Here is an 18,199-nt window from a genome sequence, read left to right as displayed (position 1 = left end):
GTTTTTTGTTCGTCTATGTTCTCTCGCGCTTAGCGCTTGGAAACCGGCACGTAGTCGCGCTTGGCTTCGCCCGTGTAGAGCTGGCGCGGACGACCGATGCGCTGCTGCGGATCTTCGATCATCTCGGCCCACTGGGCAATCCAGCCGACGGTGCGGGCAAGTGCGAAGAGCACGGTGAACATGGTCGTGGGGAAGCCCATCGCTTTCAGCGTGATGCCCGAGTAGAAATCGATATTCGGATAGAGCTTCTTCTCGACGAAATACTCGTCCGTCAGCGCGATCTTCTCGAGTTCCATGGCGACCTGCAGCAGCGGGTCATCCTTGTGGCCGAGCTCGGCCAGAACTTCATGCGTGGTCTTCTGCATGATCTTGGCGCGCGGGTCGTAGTTCTTGTAGACGCGATGACCGAAGCCCATCAGGCGGAACGGATCGTTCTTGTCCTTGGCGCGCGCGATATATTCCGGGATCTTGTCGACCGAGCCGATTTCCTGAAGCATGTTGAGCGCTGCTTCATTGGCACCACCATGCGCCGGACCCCACAGGCAGGCGATGCCGGCGGCGATACAGGCAAACGGATTGGCTCCGGAAGAACCGGCGAGACGAACGGTCGAGGTGGAAGCGTTCTGCTCGTGGTCTGCGTGAAGGATGAAGATGCGGTCCATGGCGCGGGCCAGAACCGGGTTCACCTTGTATTCCTCGCAAGGAACGGCAAAGCACATGCGCAGGAAGTTCGACGAATAGTCGAGATTGTTCTGCGGATAAACGAAAGGCTGGCCGATATGGTACTTATAGGCCATCGCCGCGATCGTCGGCATCTTTGCGATCATGCGCAGCGACGCAACCATGCGCTGGTGCGGATCGGTGATGTCGGTCGAGTCGTGATAGAAGGCGGAGAGGGCGCCGACACAGCCGCACATGACAGCCATCGGATGCGCGTCGCGACGGAAGCCGGTGAAGAAACGGCTCATCTGCTCGTGAACCATGGTGTGGTTCGTTACGCGATGATCGAAATCCTTCTTCTGCGCTGCGGTCGGGAGTTCCCCGTAAAGAAGCAGATAGCAGGTCTCGAGGAAATCGCCCTGTTCGGCGAGTTGCTCGATCGGATAGCCGCGGTGGAGAAGTACACCTTCATCGCCGTCGATATAGGTGATCTTCGATTCACACGAGGCAGTCGAAGTAAACCCCGGGTCGTAGGTGAAGGCACCTGTCTGCTTGTAGAGCGCGCCGATATCGATAACGTCCGGACCGATCGTACCGGACTTTACCGGCAGGTCGACTTTCTTGTCACCGAGAGCAAGATTTGCGCTTGTTTCCGTCATTCTGATCCTCCAACCGGTTGGCGGCATGACGCCTCAAAAGCGCCATAAGCATTAAGCGTTCCACGTTTAGCTATATGATCCTTTAGCAGATGCCAAGCTGTTCTGACGGCAAATTGTGCAGCGCGGCACGATAATGGGCACCGACATTTCCCCCTGTGGCCAACCCCTTGTTGCAATCGGAAAAACGTGTCTGACGGCAAGTCCACGTGCGTCAGGTTGACGCACATAAAAAGAACGCTCAGGTTGTATTTTGCTGGTGGGGCGGGTGGGCGAATGCGGTCGGGAAGTTTCGATAAGATAGATACCAAAACCTTGAAATTTGAGCCGGATATCGTTGCCGGCGCGACCCCGCGTTCCCGAACGGAGGCGGATGAGGCGCTCATGGAGATAGCTGTCTCTCCACGCGGTACAGCAAGCAGGTCTATTCCTCTTCGACCAAGGCTGGTTGCCCGACTGGCTCATGTGCGAAGGTCTGTTTCAGTCTCGATCGAAGAGGAACGACGCCATGGTCACGGCTTCCTTTTTGTGCCGGTTGCCATAGGCCTTGGTTCAGCGATCTGGTTTCTCAATCCAATGGCTCTGTCGCCTTGGATATCCGGCCTGATTGTCCTAGTGCTGGTATTAGCAACTTTGACTGTTCGGCATGGCCGGCCACGTATCGTTCTCACATTTGCGTGTCTGGTCTTCGTCGGAACGGCACTGGCCGGGATAGAGACCTGGCGCCGCTCTACGATCATTCTCGATTCGCCTGTCACTACTGATGTGGAAGGAGTGGTGGAGCGCAGCGAGGCTGCGGGGCCGGGTCGTCTGCGCTATGTCGTTGCTCTCCGGCAGACTACAAATCCTATCGTGAAGCGTCCTCCTCGCCGGGTTTCACTGCTGGCAAGAGCGCAGCACGAGCCTTTTGAAAATGGAGCGGTTATTTCGGGACGAGCGAGGCTCTCGCCTCCCTCGGGGCCGGCTTTGCCGGGTTTGCATGACTTTGCGTTTTCTTCCTATTTCGATGGTATCGGCGCAGTCGGCTATTTCTATCGTGCTCCGCAGCAGGCAAATGAAAGCGAACCGGACGTCGGATGGTCGGAGCTTGCCTTGCGCAAGCTTTTCGAATTGCGCCGACAGATCGGCAATCGCATCCGCGAGACGCTACCAGGGGATGCCGGCGCCTTTGCTGCGGCGATTGTCACCGATGAGAGACGCGCGATTTCCGATGACACGGTGGAGGCGTTACGGATATCCGGGCTCGCTCATATCGTAGCGATCTCCGGCCTGAATATGGCGCTGGCCGCCGGAATTTTCTTCGTCGGCTTACGCAGCGTCCTTGCGCTTATTCCAGGCTTCGCCCAGGCGTGGCCGATCAAAAAGATGGCGGCCGGCGGAGCACTGGCAATGGTGACCGCATATTATCTGATTTCCGGTTTCGGCGTGTCTGCGCAACGCGCGTATATCATGATGGCTGTGATGCTGGTCGCCGTTCTGTTGGACAGACCTTCCATAAGTTTGCGAAACGTCGCCTTATCCGCGTTGATCATACTCGTCTGGAGCCCTTCCGAAATCCTGGGGGCGAGCTTTCAGATGTCGTTTGCTGCGACGGTCGCGCTGGTGGCCGGTTATTCCGCTTGGTCGCGGCGCAGTCACGATAAAGACGATGAGCCGTTTCCTGTTTCTCGCCTGCTGGTGACATGGATTGCGTCCGGTTGGCGCTTTGTCTTCGGTATCATTGCGACATCCCTGATCGGCAGCCTGGCAACGACGATGTTTTCCGTCGAGCATTTTCACCGCATCGCGACTTACGGGCTTGCTGCCAATCTTGCGGCAATGCCGATCATCAGCTTTCTGGTGATGCCGGCGGGGCTGGTCGCCATGCTGCTGATGCCTTTCGGCCTCGATGGGCCGTTCATCAGGATCATGGCCCAAAGCCTTGAGTGGGTCATTGCGATTGCCAAGCATGTTGCAGGATGGGGAGGGGATGTTGTCGTTGGACAGCAGCATCCGTGGTTTCTGCCGCTCGGGGTCTGTGGCTTCCTGTTGCTGACGCTGTTGAGAACCTGGATCAGGTATTCAGGCCTGCCGTTTCTGGCGGCCGCAATCATCCTGTTCCAAGTCGGGGTTCCTCAACCCGCCGCAAGCCTTTTCATTGCCGAAGATGGCAGCCTGGTTGCTCATCGAAATGGCGAGCGGGTGGCCGTTAACAGAAAGCGCCCTTCGGAATTCATCTTCAGGCAGTGGACGCATGCCCGGCAGCTCGCTAGTCCGTCAATGCCAACGATGCTTGATGTCCATCCTCTCGTGAAGCAGACCGCTGCCCCGACAGAGCGGTTGCCACAATCCATCCTTGCCGATGCAAGAAAGCGAATGAGAGAAGCCGATAGCGACACATTTCTGTGTCAGCCCAAGGCCTGGTGCGCATTGATGTCACCGGAAGGTGTCTTGATCGTCGTCGTCGATGACGGCCGATACGCAGGAGTGGCCTGTGATGTTGCCGGCCTTGTGATCGCACCACGGGCGCGCTTCAATGATTGCCGGTCCGGTGCGCCGATGCTGGGCGGCGCGACGCTTCGCAAGACTGGTTCTATCGAAATCGACTTTTCCGCATCCATCAAGGCTGAAGACTGGCAGGTCATGACTGCAATGGCTGACACGGTTCAGCCCTGGAGTATCCATCGCCGATATGACTGGCGACGCGACATCTATGATCCGAACTTGCCGTCATGGCTTACCGCGCGAAAAAACAAAATCCGTGACGATGACAGGCCTACATCTGCAAATCAGCCTGATCGAGGCTCTCATTCACGATCTTCAACAGACGCCGCAGACGAATTCGGTGTCAGTGATAGCGACGAATAAGGCCGACCAGCTTACCCTGCACCTTCACCCGGTCCGGTGGGAAAATGCGGGTCTCGTAGGCCGGGTTTGCCGCTTCGAGCGCAATCGATCCACCCTTGCGGCGGAAGCGCTTCAGGGTCGCCTCTTCATCATCGACGAGCGCAACGACGATATCGCCCGGATTGGCCGTGTTGCCGTTGCGGATGATGACGGTGTCGCCATCCAGGATCCCCGCCTCGATCATCGAATCACCCTTGACCTCGAGCGCGTAATGCTCACCGGATCCCAACATCTCTACGGGAACGGAAATATCGTGCGTGTTGTTCTGGATCGCCGAGATCGGCACGCCAGCTGCAATGCGCCCCATGACAGGGACGCTTGCCGAAGCGCTGTCATTGGCGGAAACCGGTGGCGCGGCAGCAGGTGCCGGCTTCTTTCCGAGGCTTCCCTCGATGACGCTCGGTGAAAAGCCACGCTTCGGCTGCAGTGTCGGGACGTAAGCTTCCGGGAGCTTGATGACTTCGAGTGCGCGAGCCCTGTTCGGCAGGCGGCGAATGAAGCCGCGTTCTTCGAGAGCCGTGATCAGCCGGTGAATGCCCGACTTCGATGCGAGGTCGAGAGCGTCCTTCATTTCGTCGAAGGAAGGAGGCACGCCGGACTCTTTCATCCGTTCGTGAATGAACAGAAGTAGTTCCTGTTGCTTGCGAGTCAGCATGTGTGGCGCACCCTCAGATTTGAAACAAATGCAGAACGAACACTATATGTTCCATATGTGTTCCGCAAGCCTTAAATTTTCGTGACATCATGATCAGTTTCTTAGATGCCGAGTAACATTCTCAGTCGGAATCTACTTGCGCTCGGCGGCGCGCTGCTCAATCTACGTCAAGCGGATCTGAAGTCTGGGGGACATGCGTGACTGCTAGGAAAATCGATCATCTCGTTCTGCCTGTCGGCGACCTCGCCAAGGCACGCGAGCGGTTGTCATTATTGGGATTTACCGTCGCGCCGGATGGGCAGCATCCATTCGGCACGGCGAATGCCTGCATCTTCTTGGAAGATGGAACTTATCTGGAGCCGATCGCGGTTAGCGACAGGCGGAAGGCTGGTTTGGCGGCGAAGCGAGGCAATATCTTCCTCGAACGCGATCTGGCCTATCGAGGTCGCCGCGGGCGCGAGGGGTTCTCTGCCGTTGTGGTTTCAAGCGATGATGCGGCGGGCGATCACGAGCACTATGTGGCAGCCGGTTTCTCTGGTGGTGAGCCGCTAGAGTTTGGCAGAGCCTTCAAGTCTCCGGGCGGTGATGAGGTGGAGGCGCGTTTTCGTCTCGCTTTCGCCGCCATGGATGGTGCGCCTGATTTCTTTGCTTTCGCATGTCAGCGACTGGTGTCCTTTCCGCAAGATCTGGATGGTCTGCGCACGCATGCGAATGCGGTCTGCGGCTTGAAGGAGGTGGTTCTGGCGAGCGGCGATCCGAATGCTTCGTCGCCATTCTTTGAAGCTGTGCTGAGGACATCTGCCACGGAAGTCGATGGCGGCCTTGCATTTCAGGCAGAGGCCGGACATGTGCGCGTTCTCAATCATGAGCAGGTTACGCATGAGTTCGGTCTTTCCGCTGCAGCTGTCGGCGAAGGGTTCGTCGGACGGGCCGTGATATTTCGCACGGCTGATCTGGCCGTGACAGAGATCATCCTTGCTGCTAATGACGTCGCATTCATTCGCCGGGATGGCCGCGTGCTCGTGTCGCCGTCGCCCGGCCAGGGCGTTTTGTTCGGCTTCGAGGAATAGATTATGGCAGTTTCCCCCAATTCAGCAGTGTCGGTCGGCGAAGGCGACAAGAAGGTCGTGTTCTGCAATGCGGATCGGCTTTCGCTGATCGCGGGGCCCTGCCAGATGGAAAGCCGCGATCATGCTTTCATGATCGCCGGCACACTGTCTGAGCTTTGCGCGAAACTGGGTATCGGGCTGGTTTACAAGTCCTCTTATGACAAGGCCAACCGCACGTCACTTTCCGGCAAGCGCGGAATCGGGCTCGAAACCGCGATGGAAATCTTTGCCGACCTTAAAAAGGAATTCGGCTTTCCGGTTTTGACCGATATCCACACGGAAGAGCAGTGCGCGCTTGTCGCGCCGACCGTCGATGTGTTGCAGATCCCGGCCTTCCTGTCGCGCCAGACGGACCTTCTGGTTGCTGCCGCGAAGACCGGTCGGGCGATCAACGTCAAGAAGGGCCAGTTCCTGGCGCCCTGGGACATGAAGAATGTCCAGGCCAAGCTGATCGAAAGCGGCAATCCGAACGTGATGCTGTGCGAACGCGGCGCCTCCTTCGGCTACAATACGCTGGTTTCCGACATGCGCTCGCTGCCGATCATGGCGTCGCTCGGTTCGCCCGTCGTCTTCGATGCGACGCATTCGGTGCAGCAGCCGGGCGGGCAGGGCGGTTCGACCGGCGGACAACGCGAGTTCGTCGAAACGCTGGCGCGTGCGGCGGTTGCCGTCGGTATTGCCGGCCTGTTCGTCGAAACCCATGAGGATCCCGACAATGCCCCGTCGGATGGTCCCAACATGGTGCATCTGAAAGACATGCCGCGGCTTCTGGAGAAGCTGATGGCTTTCGATGCGGTGGCCAAGGCCACCTGAACTTCGAAAAGCGCTTGAGCGTTGTCAAAGCGCAGAAAGCGCGCGCACTGTAATTGGCGTGTCATTGAACGTGATACATTTTCAATGACCGCATGGACTTAACTCTGAGGAGAGACCCTTGACTGCTATTACCGATATTATCGCTCGCGAAATCCTCGATAGCCGTGGCAACCCGACCGTCGAAGTCGACGTTTACCTGGAAGACGGCTCGATGGGCCGCGCCGCTGTTCCGTCGGGCGCATCGACGGGTGCCCACGAAGCTGTCGAGCTGCGCGATGGCGGCAAGCGCTACGGCGGCAAGGGTGTCGAGAAGGCCGTTGAAGCGGTCAATACGGAAATCTTCGACGCAATCGGTGGCTTCGATGCCGAAAGCCAGATTCATATCGACAAGACGATGATCGCGCTCGACGGCACGCCGAACAAGTCGCGTCTCGGCGCAAACGCCATCCTCGGCGTTTCTCTGGCTGTTGCAAAGGCTGCTGCCGAATCGGCCGGCCTGCCGCTCTACCGTTACGTCGGCGGTGCCGGCGCTCACATCCTGCCGGTTCCGATGATGAACATCATCAACGGCGGCGCGCATGCCGACAACCCGATCGATTTCCAGGAATTCATGATCATGCCGGTCGGCGCCGAAACGCTGAAGGATTCGGTCCGGATCGGTGCTGAAATCTTCCACGTTCTGAAGAAGGAACTGGGTGCACAGGGCCACAACACCAATGTTGGTGACGAAGGTGGTTTTGCACCCGGCCTGAAGAGCGCGCCGGAAGCACTCGACTTCATCGTCAAGTCGATCGAAAAGGCAGGCTACAAGCCGGGCGAAGACGTGTTCCTCGGCCTCGATTGCGCCTCGACCGAATTCTTCAAGGACGGCAAGTACGTCATGGAAGGTGAAGGCCGCACGCTTGAGCCGGAAGCCATGGCTGATTATCTTGCAGAACTTGCTGCCAAGTATCCGATCATCTCGATCGAAGACGGCATGGCCGAAGACGACTGGGATGGCTGGAAGTACCTGACCGACAAGATCGGTTCCAAGGTTCAGCTGGTCGGCGACGACCTGTTCGTCACCAACTCGGCTCGTCTGCGCGACGGTATCAAGATGGGTACCGCCAACTCGATCCTCGTCAAGGTCAACCAGATCGGTTCGCTGACGGAAACGCTCGATGCCGTCGAGACGGCGCACAAGGCTGCCTACACCGCCGTCATGTCGCACCGCTCGGGTGAAACGGAAGATTCGACGATCGCCGATCTCGCCGTTGCCACCAATTGCGGACAGATCAAGACCGGCTCGCTGTCGCGCTCCGACCGTCTGGCCAAGTACAACCAGCTCATCCGCATTGAGGAAATGCTCGGCCCGCAGGCTGTTTATGCCGGCCGCTCTATTCTCAAGGGCTAAGGAAGGGTTGGCCGAAAGGCCACTCTTCTGAAAAGCAGAATGACATTCGAAGAAGCCCGCGTCCCCGACGCGGGCTTCTTCATATATGCGCTGCAGTGCGGCGAGCGAAACGAATGCTTAAGCAAGTTCTGCGATTTTCAGATCCTATCCCCGGGACGCTGAATCGCTCCCGCCGCGTAAGCTCAAGGTGTTAAGAACAGGCATGTGGACAAGACATCACAAACAGAGAAAGTTTGGCCGTTTCATCCTGCCTGCAATCACCGTCGCGTTTCTTTCCTATTTCGGCTATCATTCGATCCATGGCGATCTCGGCCTGATCGCGACCGAAGAGTTTGAGAAGCAGCGCATCGCGCGCAGCAACGAGCTTGCGGCGCTGACTGCAAAGCGTGAGGCGCTTGAGCGTCAGGTCCATCTGATGAGTGATGGCTCGCTCGACAAAGACATGCTCGATGAAATTGCGCGTTATCAATTAAATGTCTCGCGCCCGGACGAAATAGTCATATTTAACAATTATTTCTGAGTTAACCGAAATCCGGTTAACTGTACTTTTCGTGATTTATTTCAGTGGCTTATGTGGAATGAGAGCCATGCAAATATGTCATTGCTGGGGCGCGCTTTCTTCCCTATGTTAGATGCAGAAACCCGAGCGGGTTGAGGTGCGCTTTTGCTCGCCTCGATGCCGCTCTTTCAATGCAGCACATAGGGAGGGATCGATGGCGCAAACCAAATCCGCGTCTGCATCCGGCCGCAAGCCAGCGGCAAAATCTGCCAGCAAAACAACCTCGAAAGAATTCACCGGCAAGAACACGCCGGAATTCGGCAAGGAAGACGATCTGCACGCGTATCGCGAGATGCTGCTGATCCGTCGTTTCGAAGAGAAGGCCGGCCAGCTCTATGGTATGGGCTTCATCGGCGGTTTCTGCCACCTCTATATCGGCCAGGAAGCTGTCGTTGTCGGCATGCAGATGGCGCAGCAGGAAGGTGATCAGGTCATTACCGCCTATCGCGACCACGGCCACATGCTTGCTTGCGGCATGAGCCCGCGTGGCGTCATGGCCGAGCTTACCGGTCGTCGCGGCGGCTTGTCTAAGGGCAAGGGCGGCTCGATGCACATGTTCTCCAAGGAGAAGCATTTCTACGGCGGTCACGGCATCGTTGGCGCGCAGGTGTCGCTCGGCACAGGCCTCGCATTCGCCAATGCCTATCGCAACAATGACAGCGTTTCGGTCGCCTATTTCGGTGACGGCGCTGCAAACCAGGGCCAGGTCTACGAGAGCTTCAATATGGCTGCTCTCTGGAAACTGCCGATCATCTACATCGTCGAGAACAACCGTTACGCCATGGGTACGTCGACTGCCCGCGCAACCGCACAGTCGAACTATTCGATGCGCGGCGTCGGCTTCGGCATTCCGGGCGTCCAGGTGGACGGCATGGATGTTCGCGCCGTCAAGGCTGCAGCCGATGAGGCGCTCGCCCATTGCCGTGCCGGCAAGGGTCCGATCATTCTCGAAATGCTGACCTATCGTTACCGCGGTCACTCGATGTCCGACCCGGCAAAGTACCGCTCCAAGGAAGAGGTGCAGAAGATGCGCTCGGAGCAGGATCCGATCGAACAGGTTCGCAACCGCCTGCTCGAAAAGGGCTGGGCGTCCGAGGACGAGCTGAAGGCGATCGACAAGGTTATCCGCGACATCGTTACGGATAGCGCCGACTTCGCTCAGAACGATCCGGAGCCGGATGCATCCGAGCTCTACACCGATATCCTGCTCTAAGCGCGGGGAGGAAAGAACCTATGCCTATCGATATCCTGATGCCTGCACTTTCTCCGACGATGGAGGAAGGCACGCTTTCCAAATGGGTCAAGAAGGAAGGCGACACCGTCAAGTCCGGCGATGTCATTGCTGAAATCGAGACCGACAAGGCAACCATGGAAGTGGAAGCCGTCGATGAAGGCGTGATCGGCAAGCTGCTGGTCGAAGCCGGCACCGAGAACGTCAAGGTCAACACCAAGATCGCAATCCTGCTCGCCGAAGGTGAAAGCGCCGATGCGATCGGTTCTTCCGCCCCGGCCGCTGAGGCTCCGAAGGCTGAAGCACCCGCTGCTGCTGAAGAAGCCAAGCCTGCATCCGCTTCGGTTCCGGCTCAGCCGAAGGTCGAAGTCGCTGCCGATCCGGATATTCCGGCTGGCACGGAAATGGTTTCGACGACCGTTCGCGAAGCTCTGCGCGACGCAATGGCCGAAGAAATGCGCCGCGATGGCGACGTATTCGTCATGGGTGAAGAAGTCGCCGAATATCAGGGCGCCTACAAGATCACTCAAGGGCTGCTGCAGGAATTCGGCGCCAAGCGCGTTGTCGATACTCCGATCACCGAACACGGCTTTGCCGGTATCGGCGTCGGTGCGGCCATGTCCGGCCTAAAGCCGATCGTCGAGTTCATGACCTTCAACTTCGCCATGCAGGCGATCGACCAGATCATCAACTCCGCTGCCAAGACGCTCTACATGTCCGGCGGCCAGATGGGCGCTCCGATCGTGTTCCGCGGCCCGAACGGTGCTGCTGCCCGCGTTGGCGCACAGCACAGCCAGGACTTCTCCTCGTGGTACAGCCAGATCCCGGGCCTCAAGGTCATCATGCCGTACACGGCTGCTGACGCAAAGGGTCTGCTCAAGGCTGCAATCCGCGATCCGAACCCGGTCGTCTTCCTCGAAAACGAAATCCTCTACGGTCAGCACTTCGACGTGCCGAAGCTGGATGATTTCGTTCTGCCGATCGGCAAGGCGCGTATCCACCGCAAGGGCAAGGATGCGACGATCGTTTCCTTCGGTATCGGCATGACCTACGCCGTGAAGGCGGTTGCCGAACTCGAGAAGGAAGGCATCGATGTCGAACTGATCGACCTTCGCACGATCCGTCCGATGGACCTGCCGACGGTTATCGAATCCGTCAAGAAGACCGGTCGCCTCGTTACCGTCGAGGAAGGTTACCCGCAGAACTCGGTCGGCACCGAAATTGCCACCCGCGTCATGCAGCAGGCCTTCGACTATCTCGATGCCCCGGTTCTGACGATCGCCGGCAAGGACGTTCCGATGCCTTACGCCGCGAACCTCGAAAAGCTGGCTCTGCCGACCGTCGGTGAAGTCGTCGAGGCGGTCAAAACCGTCTGCTACAAGTAAGGGAAGGGTGATAGGATGCCTATCAACATCACCATGCCTGCCCTTTCTCCGACCATGGAAGAGGGCAACCTCGCAAAGTGGCTGGTCAAGGAAGGCGACAAGATCAAGTCCGGTGACGTGATCGCAGAAATCGAAACCGACAAGGCGACGATGGAAGTCGAAGCCGTCGACGAAGGCGTGATCGCCAAGATCGTCGTTCCGGCCGGCACCGAAGCGGTCAAGGTCAATGCGTTGATCGCCATCATCGCCGAAGAAGGCGAAGACGTTGCTGCCGTTGCTGCCGGTGCGGGTTCCGCGCCGAAGGCTGAGGCTGCTCCGGCTGAAAAGACCGCTGAAGCTCCGAAGGTTGCCGTTCCGGTCACTGACGCTGCTCCGGCACCGTCGACGCCTGCTCCGGTTGCCGATGGCAAGCGCGTGTTTTCCTCGCCGCTCGCCCGTCGTCTCGCCAAGGAAGCTGGTCTCGATCTGTCCGCCGTCACCGGCACCGGCCCGCATGGCCGTGTCGTCAAGGCGGACGTCGAAAAGGCTGCCGCTGGCGGTACTGCAAAGGCTGCTCCGGCTGCTGCACAGTCCGCTGCCGCTCCGGCTCCTGCTGTCGCGAAGGGTCCGTCGGACGATGCAACGCTCAAGCTGTTTGCGGAAGGCTCCTACGAGCTTCTGCCGCATGACGGCATGCGCAAGACAATCGCCGCACGCCTGACCGAGTCCACCCAGACGGTTCCGTCCTACACGGTGTCGATGGATTGCGAACTCGATGCGCTGATGGCTCTTAGAGCAGAGATCAACAAGTCGGCTCCGGTGAAGAAGACAGAGAAGGGCGAGGTTCCGGCCTTCAAGCTCTCCGTCAACGACTTCATCATCAAGGCAATGGCTCTGGCGCTGCGCGATGTTCCGATGGCAAACGCCTCCTGGACCTCGACCGCACGCGTGCTGCACAAGCATTCCGACGTCGGTGTAGCTGTTTCGATCCCGGACGGCCTGATCACGCCGATCGTTCGCAAGGCAGAAACCAAGGCTCTGTCAGTCATCTCCAACGAGGTGAAGGACATGGCCAAGCGCGCCCGCGACAAGAAGCTGAAGCCGGAAGAATACCAGGGCGGCACGACTTCCGTGTCCAACCTCGGCATGTTCGGCGTTTCTTCGTTCACCTCGATCGTTAATCTGCCGCAGGCTTCGATCGTGTCGATCGGCGCCGGCGTCGAGAAGCCGGTCGTCCGTAACGGCAAGATCGAAGTCGGTACGGTGATGTCGGCGACCTTCGCCTTCGACCACCGCGTCATCGATGGCGCGCTCGGCGCGGAACTCGCATCCGCCTTCAAGCGCTACATCGAAAACCCGATGTCGATGCTGGTCTAACGGCAAAAGGACGGCGGGATGAAAACCGTTCTCTGCTTCGGCGACAGTCTCACCTGGGGGTATAACCCCGAAGGGCCGGGACGGCATGCTTTCGAGGATCGCTGGCCAAGCGTCCTCGGGGCGGCCCTCGGGCCTGGTGTGACGGTGATCGCCGATGGATTGAACGGCCGCACGACCGGCTATGACGATCACCTGGCCGATTGTGATCGCAACGGTGTGAAGAACCTTCCAACGGTGCTTCACACCCATATGCCGCTTGATCTCGTCGTCATCATGCTCGGTACCAACGATATGAAGCCGGCGATTGCCGGGACCGCCTATGCGGCCCGTGCCGGCCTGCAGAGGCTTGTGGGGCTGATCCGCCACCACGAGTATTCGTTCGATTATGATGCGCCGGAAATCCTGATCGTTTCACCGCCGCCACTCTGCGAAACGGCCGATCCGGTGTTTTCGGCAATGTTCCGCGACGGTGTCGGGGAATCGGTCATGCTCGCGTCGCTCTACCGCGATCTTGCCGATGATCTTGGCTGCGGTTTCTTCGATGCAGGGTCGGTTGCCCGTACCAGTCCGGTTGATGGCGTACACCTGACGCCTGAGGGTACTCGGGCAATTGGTCGCGGTCTGGAGCCGATCGTTCGAATGATGCTTGGCCTTTGATCTGGATCAACGGAGGTAATTTTAGGCGGACCTAGCGTGGACACTTCCTCACTAATAAAGGGATTTGTTCGATGTCTGGCACGCTGCATGAACTGGCCGCAGATTTTCCGGATTTCAGGGCGCTGGTGCGCCATCTCCAGGAGACGGATGGGCATTTCGCCCGACTGTGCCGGAGTTATGAAGATCTGAGCCGGAGAGTTCACCTGGCCGAGAGACGTAACGAGCCCGCAGGCGATGCAATGCTCATCGACATGTGCAAGCAGCGCAGGCAGCTCAAGGAAGAAATCTACGGGATGCTGGTTCAGCCTGAACCGGAAGCTGAAGTGATCAAGCTGGCGGTCTGACCTCCAGGCGCTTTCATCCCGTGTAGACCTCAGGGCCTTTGCCCGGGTCTCGACAGAAGAGGATTGGAAGCGCTCATGTCCAACGCTTATGACGTTATTGTAATCGGCTCCGGCCCTGGTGGTTATATCGCTGCGATCAGGGCCTCGCAGCTCGGCATGAAGGTCGCCGTCGTCGAACGCGAGCATCTTGCCGGCATTTGCTCCAACTGGGGCTGCATTCCGACCAAGGCGCTGCTGCGCTCGGCCGATGTCATGCACACCGCTACTCACGCCAAGGATTACGGCCTGACGCTCGAAGGCTCGATCAAGCCGGACGTCAAGGCGATCGTTGCGCGTTCGCGTGGTATTGCCGCGCGGATGAACAACGGTGTGGGATTCCTGTTCAAGAAGAACAAGGTCGACATCATCTGGGGTGAAGCCAAGATCGTGAAGGCGGGTGAGATCGTTGTCGGCAAGTCGACCAAGCCGGTTGTTCAGCCGCAGGGTCCGGTTCCGAAGAATACGCTGGGTGAGGGCACCTACACTGCCAAGCACATCATCGTCGCCACCGGCGCCCGCCCGCGCGCGCTTCCCGGCATCGAACCCGATGGCAAGCTGATCTGGACCTATTTCGAAGCGATGAAGCCGGAAGAGCTGCCGAAGTCGCTGCTGGTCATGGGCTCGGGCGCGATCGGCATCGAATTCGCATCCTTCTATCGCACGATGGGCGTCGACGTTACCGTCGTCGAAATCATGAGCCAGGTCATGCCGGTCGAAGACGCGGAAATCTCCGCCTTCGCCAAGAAGCAGTTCGAAAAGCAGGGCATCAAGATCCTTCTCGAAGCTAAGGTCGCCAAGATCGAGAAGGGTGCGAACTCCGTCACCGCTACTATCGAGAAGAAGGACGGTTCGTCTGAAAAGATCACAGCCGACCGGATGATCTCGGCTGTTGGCGTTCAGGCAAACATCGAAAACATCGGCCTCGAGGCTGCTGGCGTAAAAACCGATCGTGGCTTCATCGTCATCGACGGTTACGGCAAGACTAACGTTCCCGGCATCTACGCTATCGGTGACGTTGCCGGTGGTCCGCTGCTCGCCCACAAGGCCGAGCATGAAGCCGTCGTCTGCGTCGAGAAGATCGCCGGCCTGCCGAACGTCCATGCCACCGACAAGAGCAAAATCCCGGGCTGCACCTATTGCAACCCGCAGGTCGCCTCGGTCGGTCTTACCGAAGCCAAGGCCAAGGAACAGGGTCGCGACATCCGCGTCGGCCGCTTCTCCTTTGCCGCGAACGGCAAGGCCGTGGCGCTCGGCGAAGACCAGGGCATGGTCAAGACTATCTTTGACAAGAAGACCGGCGAACTCTTGGGCGCCCACATGGTCGGTGCGGAAGTTACCGAACTGATCCAGGGCTTCGTTGTCGCGATGAACCTCGAGACGACCGAAGAAGACCTGATGGACACGATCTTCCCGCATCCGACCATTTCGGAATCGATGAAGGAAAGCGTTCTGGATGCCTACGGGCGTGTGCTGAACGCTTAATTGGTGTTTGGGGCTTGCCCCTCACCCTAGCCCTCTCCCCGCAGGCGGGGGGAGTGGACTTGCCCGAATTGAGGCTGGGAGAATGCGGCTAGCGTCCTTCTCCCCGTCTCTACGGGGAGAAGGTGGCGGCAGCCGGATGAGGGGCAGCTCCCTCGTCAATAGTCGGAGGGCAGCTTAAATGCTGGCGGAGTTTTCAGGAGGAATGATGGAAAGCGTTGGCTGGATCGGAGCAATTATCATCGGCGGACTGGCAGGCTGGCTTGCCGGCAAGCTGATGGATATCCGCTTCGGCATCTTCATGAACATCATTCTGGGTATCGTCGGTTCCGTCGTCGCCATCGCGGTTTTGGGAACCTTCGACATTGCCGTGAAAGACAGCCGTCTCGGCTATTTCGTCACGGCTTTCCTTGGCGCGAGCCTTTTGCTATTCGTCGCCAAAATCGTCAGACGCTAATGTAGCGGCCTGACAGGTTATACCGCGCAAAGATTTGCCGCGGTTCATGCATAGAGAATTTCCGAACGACAACATGCTCCGACATGAGTGCGGAGTTGAAGGCAGGATTTCATGGTCACCATTCTCGACAGGACCAATCTCTCCGAAGAGAAGCGCATCCGCCACCCGGAAAAGGCGCATCGGCCCGATACCGAAGTCATGCGCAAGCCGGACTGGATCCGCGTCAAGGCGCCGGTATCGAAGGGTTACCAGGAAACCCGCGCGATCGTTCGTGAAAACAAGCTGGTGACGGTCTGCGAAGAGGCGGGCTGTCCCAACATCGGTGAGTGCTGGGACAAGAAGCACGCCACCTTCATGATCATGGGCGAGATCTGTACTCGCGCCTGTGCGTTCTGCAATGTCGCGACAGGCAAGCCGAACCCGCTCGACATGTCTGAGCCGGAAAGCGTCGCGCGCGCCGTCAAGGAAATGGGCTTGCAACACGTCGTCATCACCTCCGTCGACCGCGACGATCTGGATGACGGCGGTGCCGAGCATTTCGAAAAGGTGATCTGGGCGATCCGTGCCGCATCACCGCTGACGACGATCGAAATCCTGACGCCTGACTTCCTGAAGAAACCCGGTGCGCTGGAGCGTGTCGTTGCCGCCAAGCCGGACGTCTTCAACCACAATATGGAAACCGTTCCCGGCAACTACCTCACGGTTCGCCCTGGTGCGCGTTATTTCCACTCGATCCGGCTTTTGCAGCGGGTGAAGGAACTCGACCCGACGATGTTCACCAAGTCCGGCATCATGGTGGGCTTAGGCGAAGAGCGCAACGAAGTGCTGCAGTTGATGGATGATCTGAGAACCGCCGATGTCGACTTCCTGACGATCGGCCAGTATCTGCAGCCGACGCGCAAGCATCACAAGGTCGAGAAATTCGTCACGCCGGAAGAGTTCAAGTCTTACGAGACCGTGGCTTACACGAAGGGCTTCCTGATGGTCGCTTCAAGCCCGCTCACGCGTTCGTCGCATCACGCCGGTGACGACTTTGCCCGGCTGCGGGCTGCGCGTGAAAAGAAGCTACTGGCTGCCGCCGAATAGGGCGGCAACCTCTCTCTGATTATTCGGCGGCCTCGATCTTGGGGCGCTTGTCCTGACCGTGCCTGCGTTCACGCAGCGTGCCCTTCTGCCCGCGTGCTTCGCCTTTTGCCATTTCGATGAAATAGGCGAGCATCGGCATGCCGTTCATATCCGCAAGCTGCTTCGCGGATTCGAGCAGCTTTATCATCTGTGCGAAATCGTCCATGGGTATGCGTCTTTCGGATCGATAGATTTTAGAATGTTGCAATGCACCAATATAGGCAGGATTGCGACGAGGGAATATTACAACTCCCCCCAAGCTACATTAAATTTCTTTAACTTGAAAATCGTCAAACCGAAAGTGTGCGTTGCATCGGACACATAACAGGTGGGAAATCAGTTGCGGATTGTCAATGTGGAGGACGGAGCAGAAGTGCTTCATGCCTCGAAGCGCGTGCTGGTGATCGGTTGTTCCGGAGGCGGCAAGTCGACGCTCTCACGGAAGCTGAGCGACGGATTGCGGTTGTCCTATATCTCAATGGACAGAGATTTTTACTGGCTTCCGGGCTGGGTGAAGCGGGATCGTGAGACGACGCGGGCCTTGATCTCGGAAGCCGTATCCGGAGATCGCTGGATCATGGATGGCACGGGTTCGTCCAGTTTCGAGCTGAGAATGCCGCGTGCCGATGCGATCATCTGGGTGCGGATGCCACGCTGGCTTTGCCTGTGGAGTGTCTTTTCCAGAAGCATTCGTCATATGGGGCAAACACGGCCGGATATGGCGGCGGGATGTCCTGAACGGCTGTTCGATCGCGAATTCTTCTCCTTCATCTGGAATTTCGAGCGGCAGACCTCTCCTCGGATCGTGGACGGGGTTCAGCGTTTCAATGCCGACTGCCCCGTATTGATCCTGACGTCGCGCGGCCAGATGCGGCAGCTTCTCTCCCTCGTCGGGGCTTGATCTTCCAAAGACCTCAGCTTAACTCCACACCATGCCAAAGTTCGATATTCGCCGCCCGGTCAAGCATAGTCCCGAAAAGATGTACGCCCTCGTTGCGGATATCGAACGCTATCCGGAATTCCTGCCGCTTTGCGAGGCGCTCAGCATACGCAGTTCCAAGGAGCGGGACGGCAAGACCCTGCTGCTGGCGGACATGACTGTGGGCTACAAGGCGATCAAGGAAACCTTCACCACCCAGGTGCTGCTCAATCCGGCCGAACAGGCGATCGACGTCAAATATATCGAAGGGCCGTTCAAGTATCTCGATAACCGCTGGCGTTTTGAACCTGCGCCCGACGGCGGCGAGGGCTGCATCGTGCATTTCTACATCGACTACGAGTTCAAGAGCATGATTCTCGGCGCGCTGATGGGCTCGATGTTCGATCGCGCCTTCCGCATGTTCACCGATGCCTTCGAAAGCCGCGCAGACAAGATCTACGCGGCTGCCTGAATAC

General features: G+C 58.3%; 18 protein-coding genes. 15 read left to right on the top strand and 3 right to left on the bottom strand.

The features are described 5' to 3' along the window. Positions 1–29: 29 nt before the first annotated feature. Complete coding sequence (gltA, locus tag JNB91_RS06955; RefSeq protein ID WP_220324792.1) at positions 30–1,319, bottom strand: citrate synthase; 1,290 nt, start codon at positions 1,317–1,319, stop codon at positions 30–32. Positions 1,320–1,505: 186 nt separating this feature from the next. Between gltA and JNB91_RS06950 the strand changes: the two genes are divergently transcribed. Next, on the top strand, positions 1,506–4,163 hold the full coding sequence (locus JNB91_RS06950) for a ComEC/Rec2 family competence protein (protein WP_346269283.1): 2,658 nt from the start codon (positions 1,506–1,508) through the stop codon (positions 4,161–4,163). On the opposite strand, the gene lexA is transcribed toward JNB91_RS06950, so the two are convergent. Then, positions 4,144–4,857 carry a transcriptional repressor LexA gene (gene lexA / locus JNB91_RS06945; RefSeq protein ID WP_220324791.1) on the bottom strand — a complete coding sequence of 238 codons (714 nt, stop codon included), beginning with the start codon at positions 4,855–4,857 and terminating at the stop codon, positions 4,144–4,146. The two genes, JNB91_RS06950 and lexA, sit on opposite strands and share 20 nt — an antisense overlap. Positions 4,858–5,054: 197 nt before the next feature. On the opposite strand from lexA, the gene JNB91_RS06940 reads away from it, so the two are divergent. From JNB91_RS06940 to lipA, 12 genes are all read left to right on the top strand, one after another. Further along, positions 5,055–5,927, top strand: a complete 873-nt coding sequence (locus JNB91_RS06940; RefSeq protein ID WP_220324790.1) for a VOC family protein — start codon at positions 5,055–5,057, stop codon at positions 5,925–5,927. A gap of 3 nt (positions 5,928–5,930) precedes the next feature. Next, entirely contained in the window at positions 5,931–6,779 is an 849-nt protein-coding gene (kdsA, locus tag JNB91_RS06935) for a 3-deoxy-8-phosphooctulonate synthase (protein ID WP_220324789.1), read from the top strand. 118 nt (positions 6,780–6,897) lie between these two features. Then, a complete protein-coding gene (gene eno, locus JNB91_RS06930; protein ID WP_220324788.1) occupies positions 6,898–8,172 on the top strand; it encodes a phosphopyruvate hydratase in 1,275 nt (424 codons plus the stop codon). Positions 8,173–8,374: 202 nt separating this feature from the next. Further along, on the top strand, positions 8,375–8,692 hold the full coding sequence (locus JNB91_RS06925) for an FtsB family cell division protein (RefSeq protein ID WP_220324787.1): 318 nt from the start codon (positions 8,375–8,377) through the stop codon (positions 8,690–8,692). Positions 8,693–8,885: 193 nt separating this feature from the next. Beyond that, entirely contained in the window at positions 8,886–9,944 is a 1,059-nt protein-coding gene (pdhA, locus tag JNB91_RS06920; protein WP_220324786.1) for a pyruvate dehydrogenase (acetyl-transferring) E1 component subunit alpha, read from the top strand. 20 nt (positions 9,945–9,964) lie between these two features. After that, entirely contained in the window at positions 9,965–11,347 is a 1,383-nt protein-coding gene (locus JNB91_RS06915; RefSeq protein ID WP_220324785.1) for a pyruvate dehydrogenase complex E1 component subunit beta, read from the top strand. 15 nt (positions 11,348–11,362) lie between these two features. Next, entirely contained in the window at positions 11,363–12,703 is a 1,341-nt protein-coding gene (locus tag JNB91_RS06910) for a pyruvate dehydrogenase complex dihydrolipoamide acetyltransferase (protein WP_220324784.1), read from the top strand. An 18-nt stretch (positions 12,704–12,721) separates the two neighbouring features. Beyond that, on the top strand, positions 12,722–13,360 hold the full coding sequence (locus JNB91_RS06905; RefSeq protein ID WP_220324783.1) for an SGNH/GDSL hydrolase family protein: 639 nt from the start codon (positions 12,722–12,724) through the stop codon (positions 13,358–13,360). Positions 13,361–13,431: 71 nt separating this feature from the next. Further along, a complete protein-coding gene (locus JNB91_RS06900) occupies positions 13,432–13,704 on the top strand; it encodes an HP1242/YdcH family protein (protein ID WP_220324782.1) in 273 nt (90 codons plus the stop codon). A 75-nt stretch (positions 13,705–13,779) separates the two neighbouring features. Further along, complete coding sequence (gene lpdA, locus JNB91_RS06895) at positions 13,780–15,225, top strand: dihydrolipoyl dehydrogenase (RefSeq protein WP_220324781.1); 1,446 nt, start codon at positions 13,780–13,782, stop codon at positions 15,223–15,225. Between the two features lie 205 nt (positions 15,226–15,430). Next, positions 15,431–15,679, top strand: coding sequence for a GlsB/YeaQ/YmgE family stress response membrane protein (locus JNB91_RS06890; protein ID WP_220324780.1), 249 nt, complete (start codon positions 15,431–15,433; stop codon positions 15,677–15,679). Positions 15,680–15,790: 111 nt separating this feature from the next. Further along, the gene (gene lipA, locus JNB91_RS06885; protein WP_220324779.1) at positions 15,791–16,765 is read left to right on the top strand and encodes a lipoyl synthase; all 975 of its coding nucleotides are present in this window, start codon (positions 15,791–15,793) and stop codon (positions 16,763–16,765) included. Between the two features lie 19 nt (positions 16,766–16,784). Here lipA and JNB91_RS06880 read toward each other — a convergent pair whose 3' ends face one another. Further along, positions 16,785–16,970: a hypothetical protein gene (locus tag JNB91_RS06880; RefSeq protein WP_148144882.1), complete on the bottom strand. Its 186-nt coding sequence runs from the start codon at positions 16,968–16,970 to the stop codon at positions 16,785–16,787. A 174-nt stretch (positions 16,971–17,144) separates the two neighbouring features. On the opposite strand from JNB91_RS06880, the gene JNB91_RS06875 reads away from it, so the two are divergent. Together JNB91_RS06875 and JNB91_RS06870 are read left to right on the top strand one after the other, a co-directional pair. Further along, a complete protein-coding gene (locus tag JNB91_RS06875; protein WP_222857462.1) occupies positions 17,145–17,705 on the top strand; it encodes a P-loop NTPase family protein in 561 nt (186 codons plus the stop codon). A 31-nt stretch (positions 17,706–17,736) separates the two neighbouring features. Then, positions 17,737–18,195, top strand: a complete 459-nt coding sequence (locus JNB91_RS06870) for a type II toxin-antitoxin system RatA family toxin (RefSeq protein WP_220324778.1) — start codon at positions 17,737–17,739, stop codon at positions 18,193–18,195. Positions 18,196–18,199: the final 4 nt, after the last annotated feature.

Source organism: Aliirhizobium wenxiniae, from assembly GCF_019511445.1.
In the GTDB taxonomy this organism is placed as follows: domain Bacteria; phylum Pseudomonadota; class Alphaproteobacteria; order Rhizobiales; family Rhizobiaceae; genus Neorhizobium; species Neorhizobium wenxiniae_A.
Note: the sequence above shows the minus strand (reverse complement) of the source record. Positions and strands in the feature narration are given on the sequence as shown.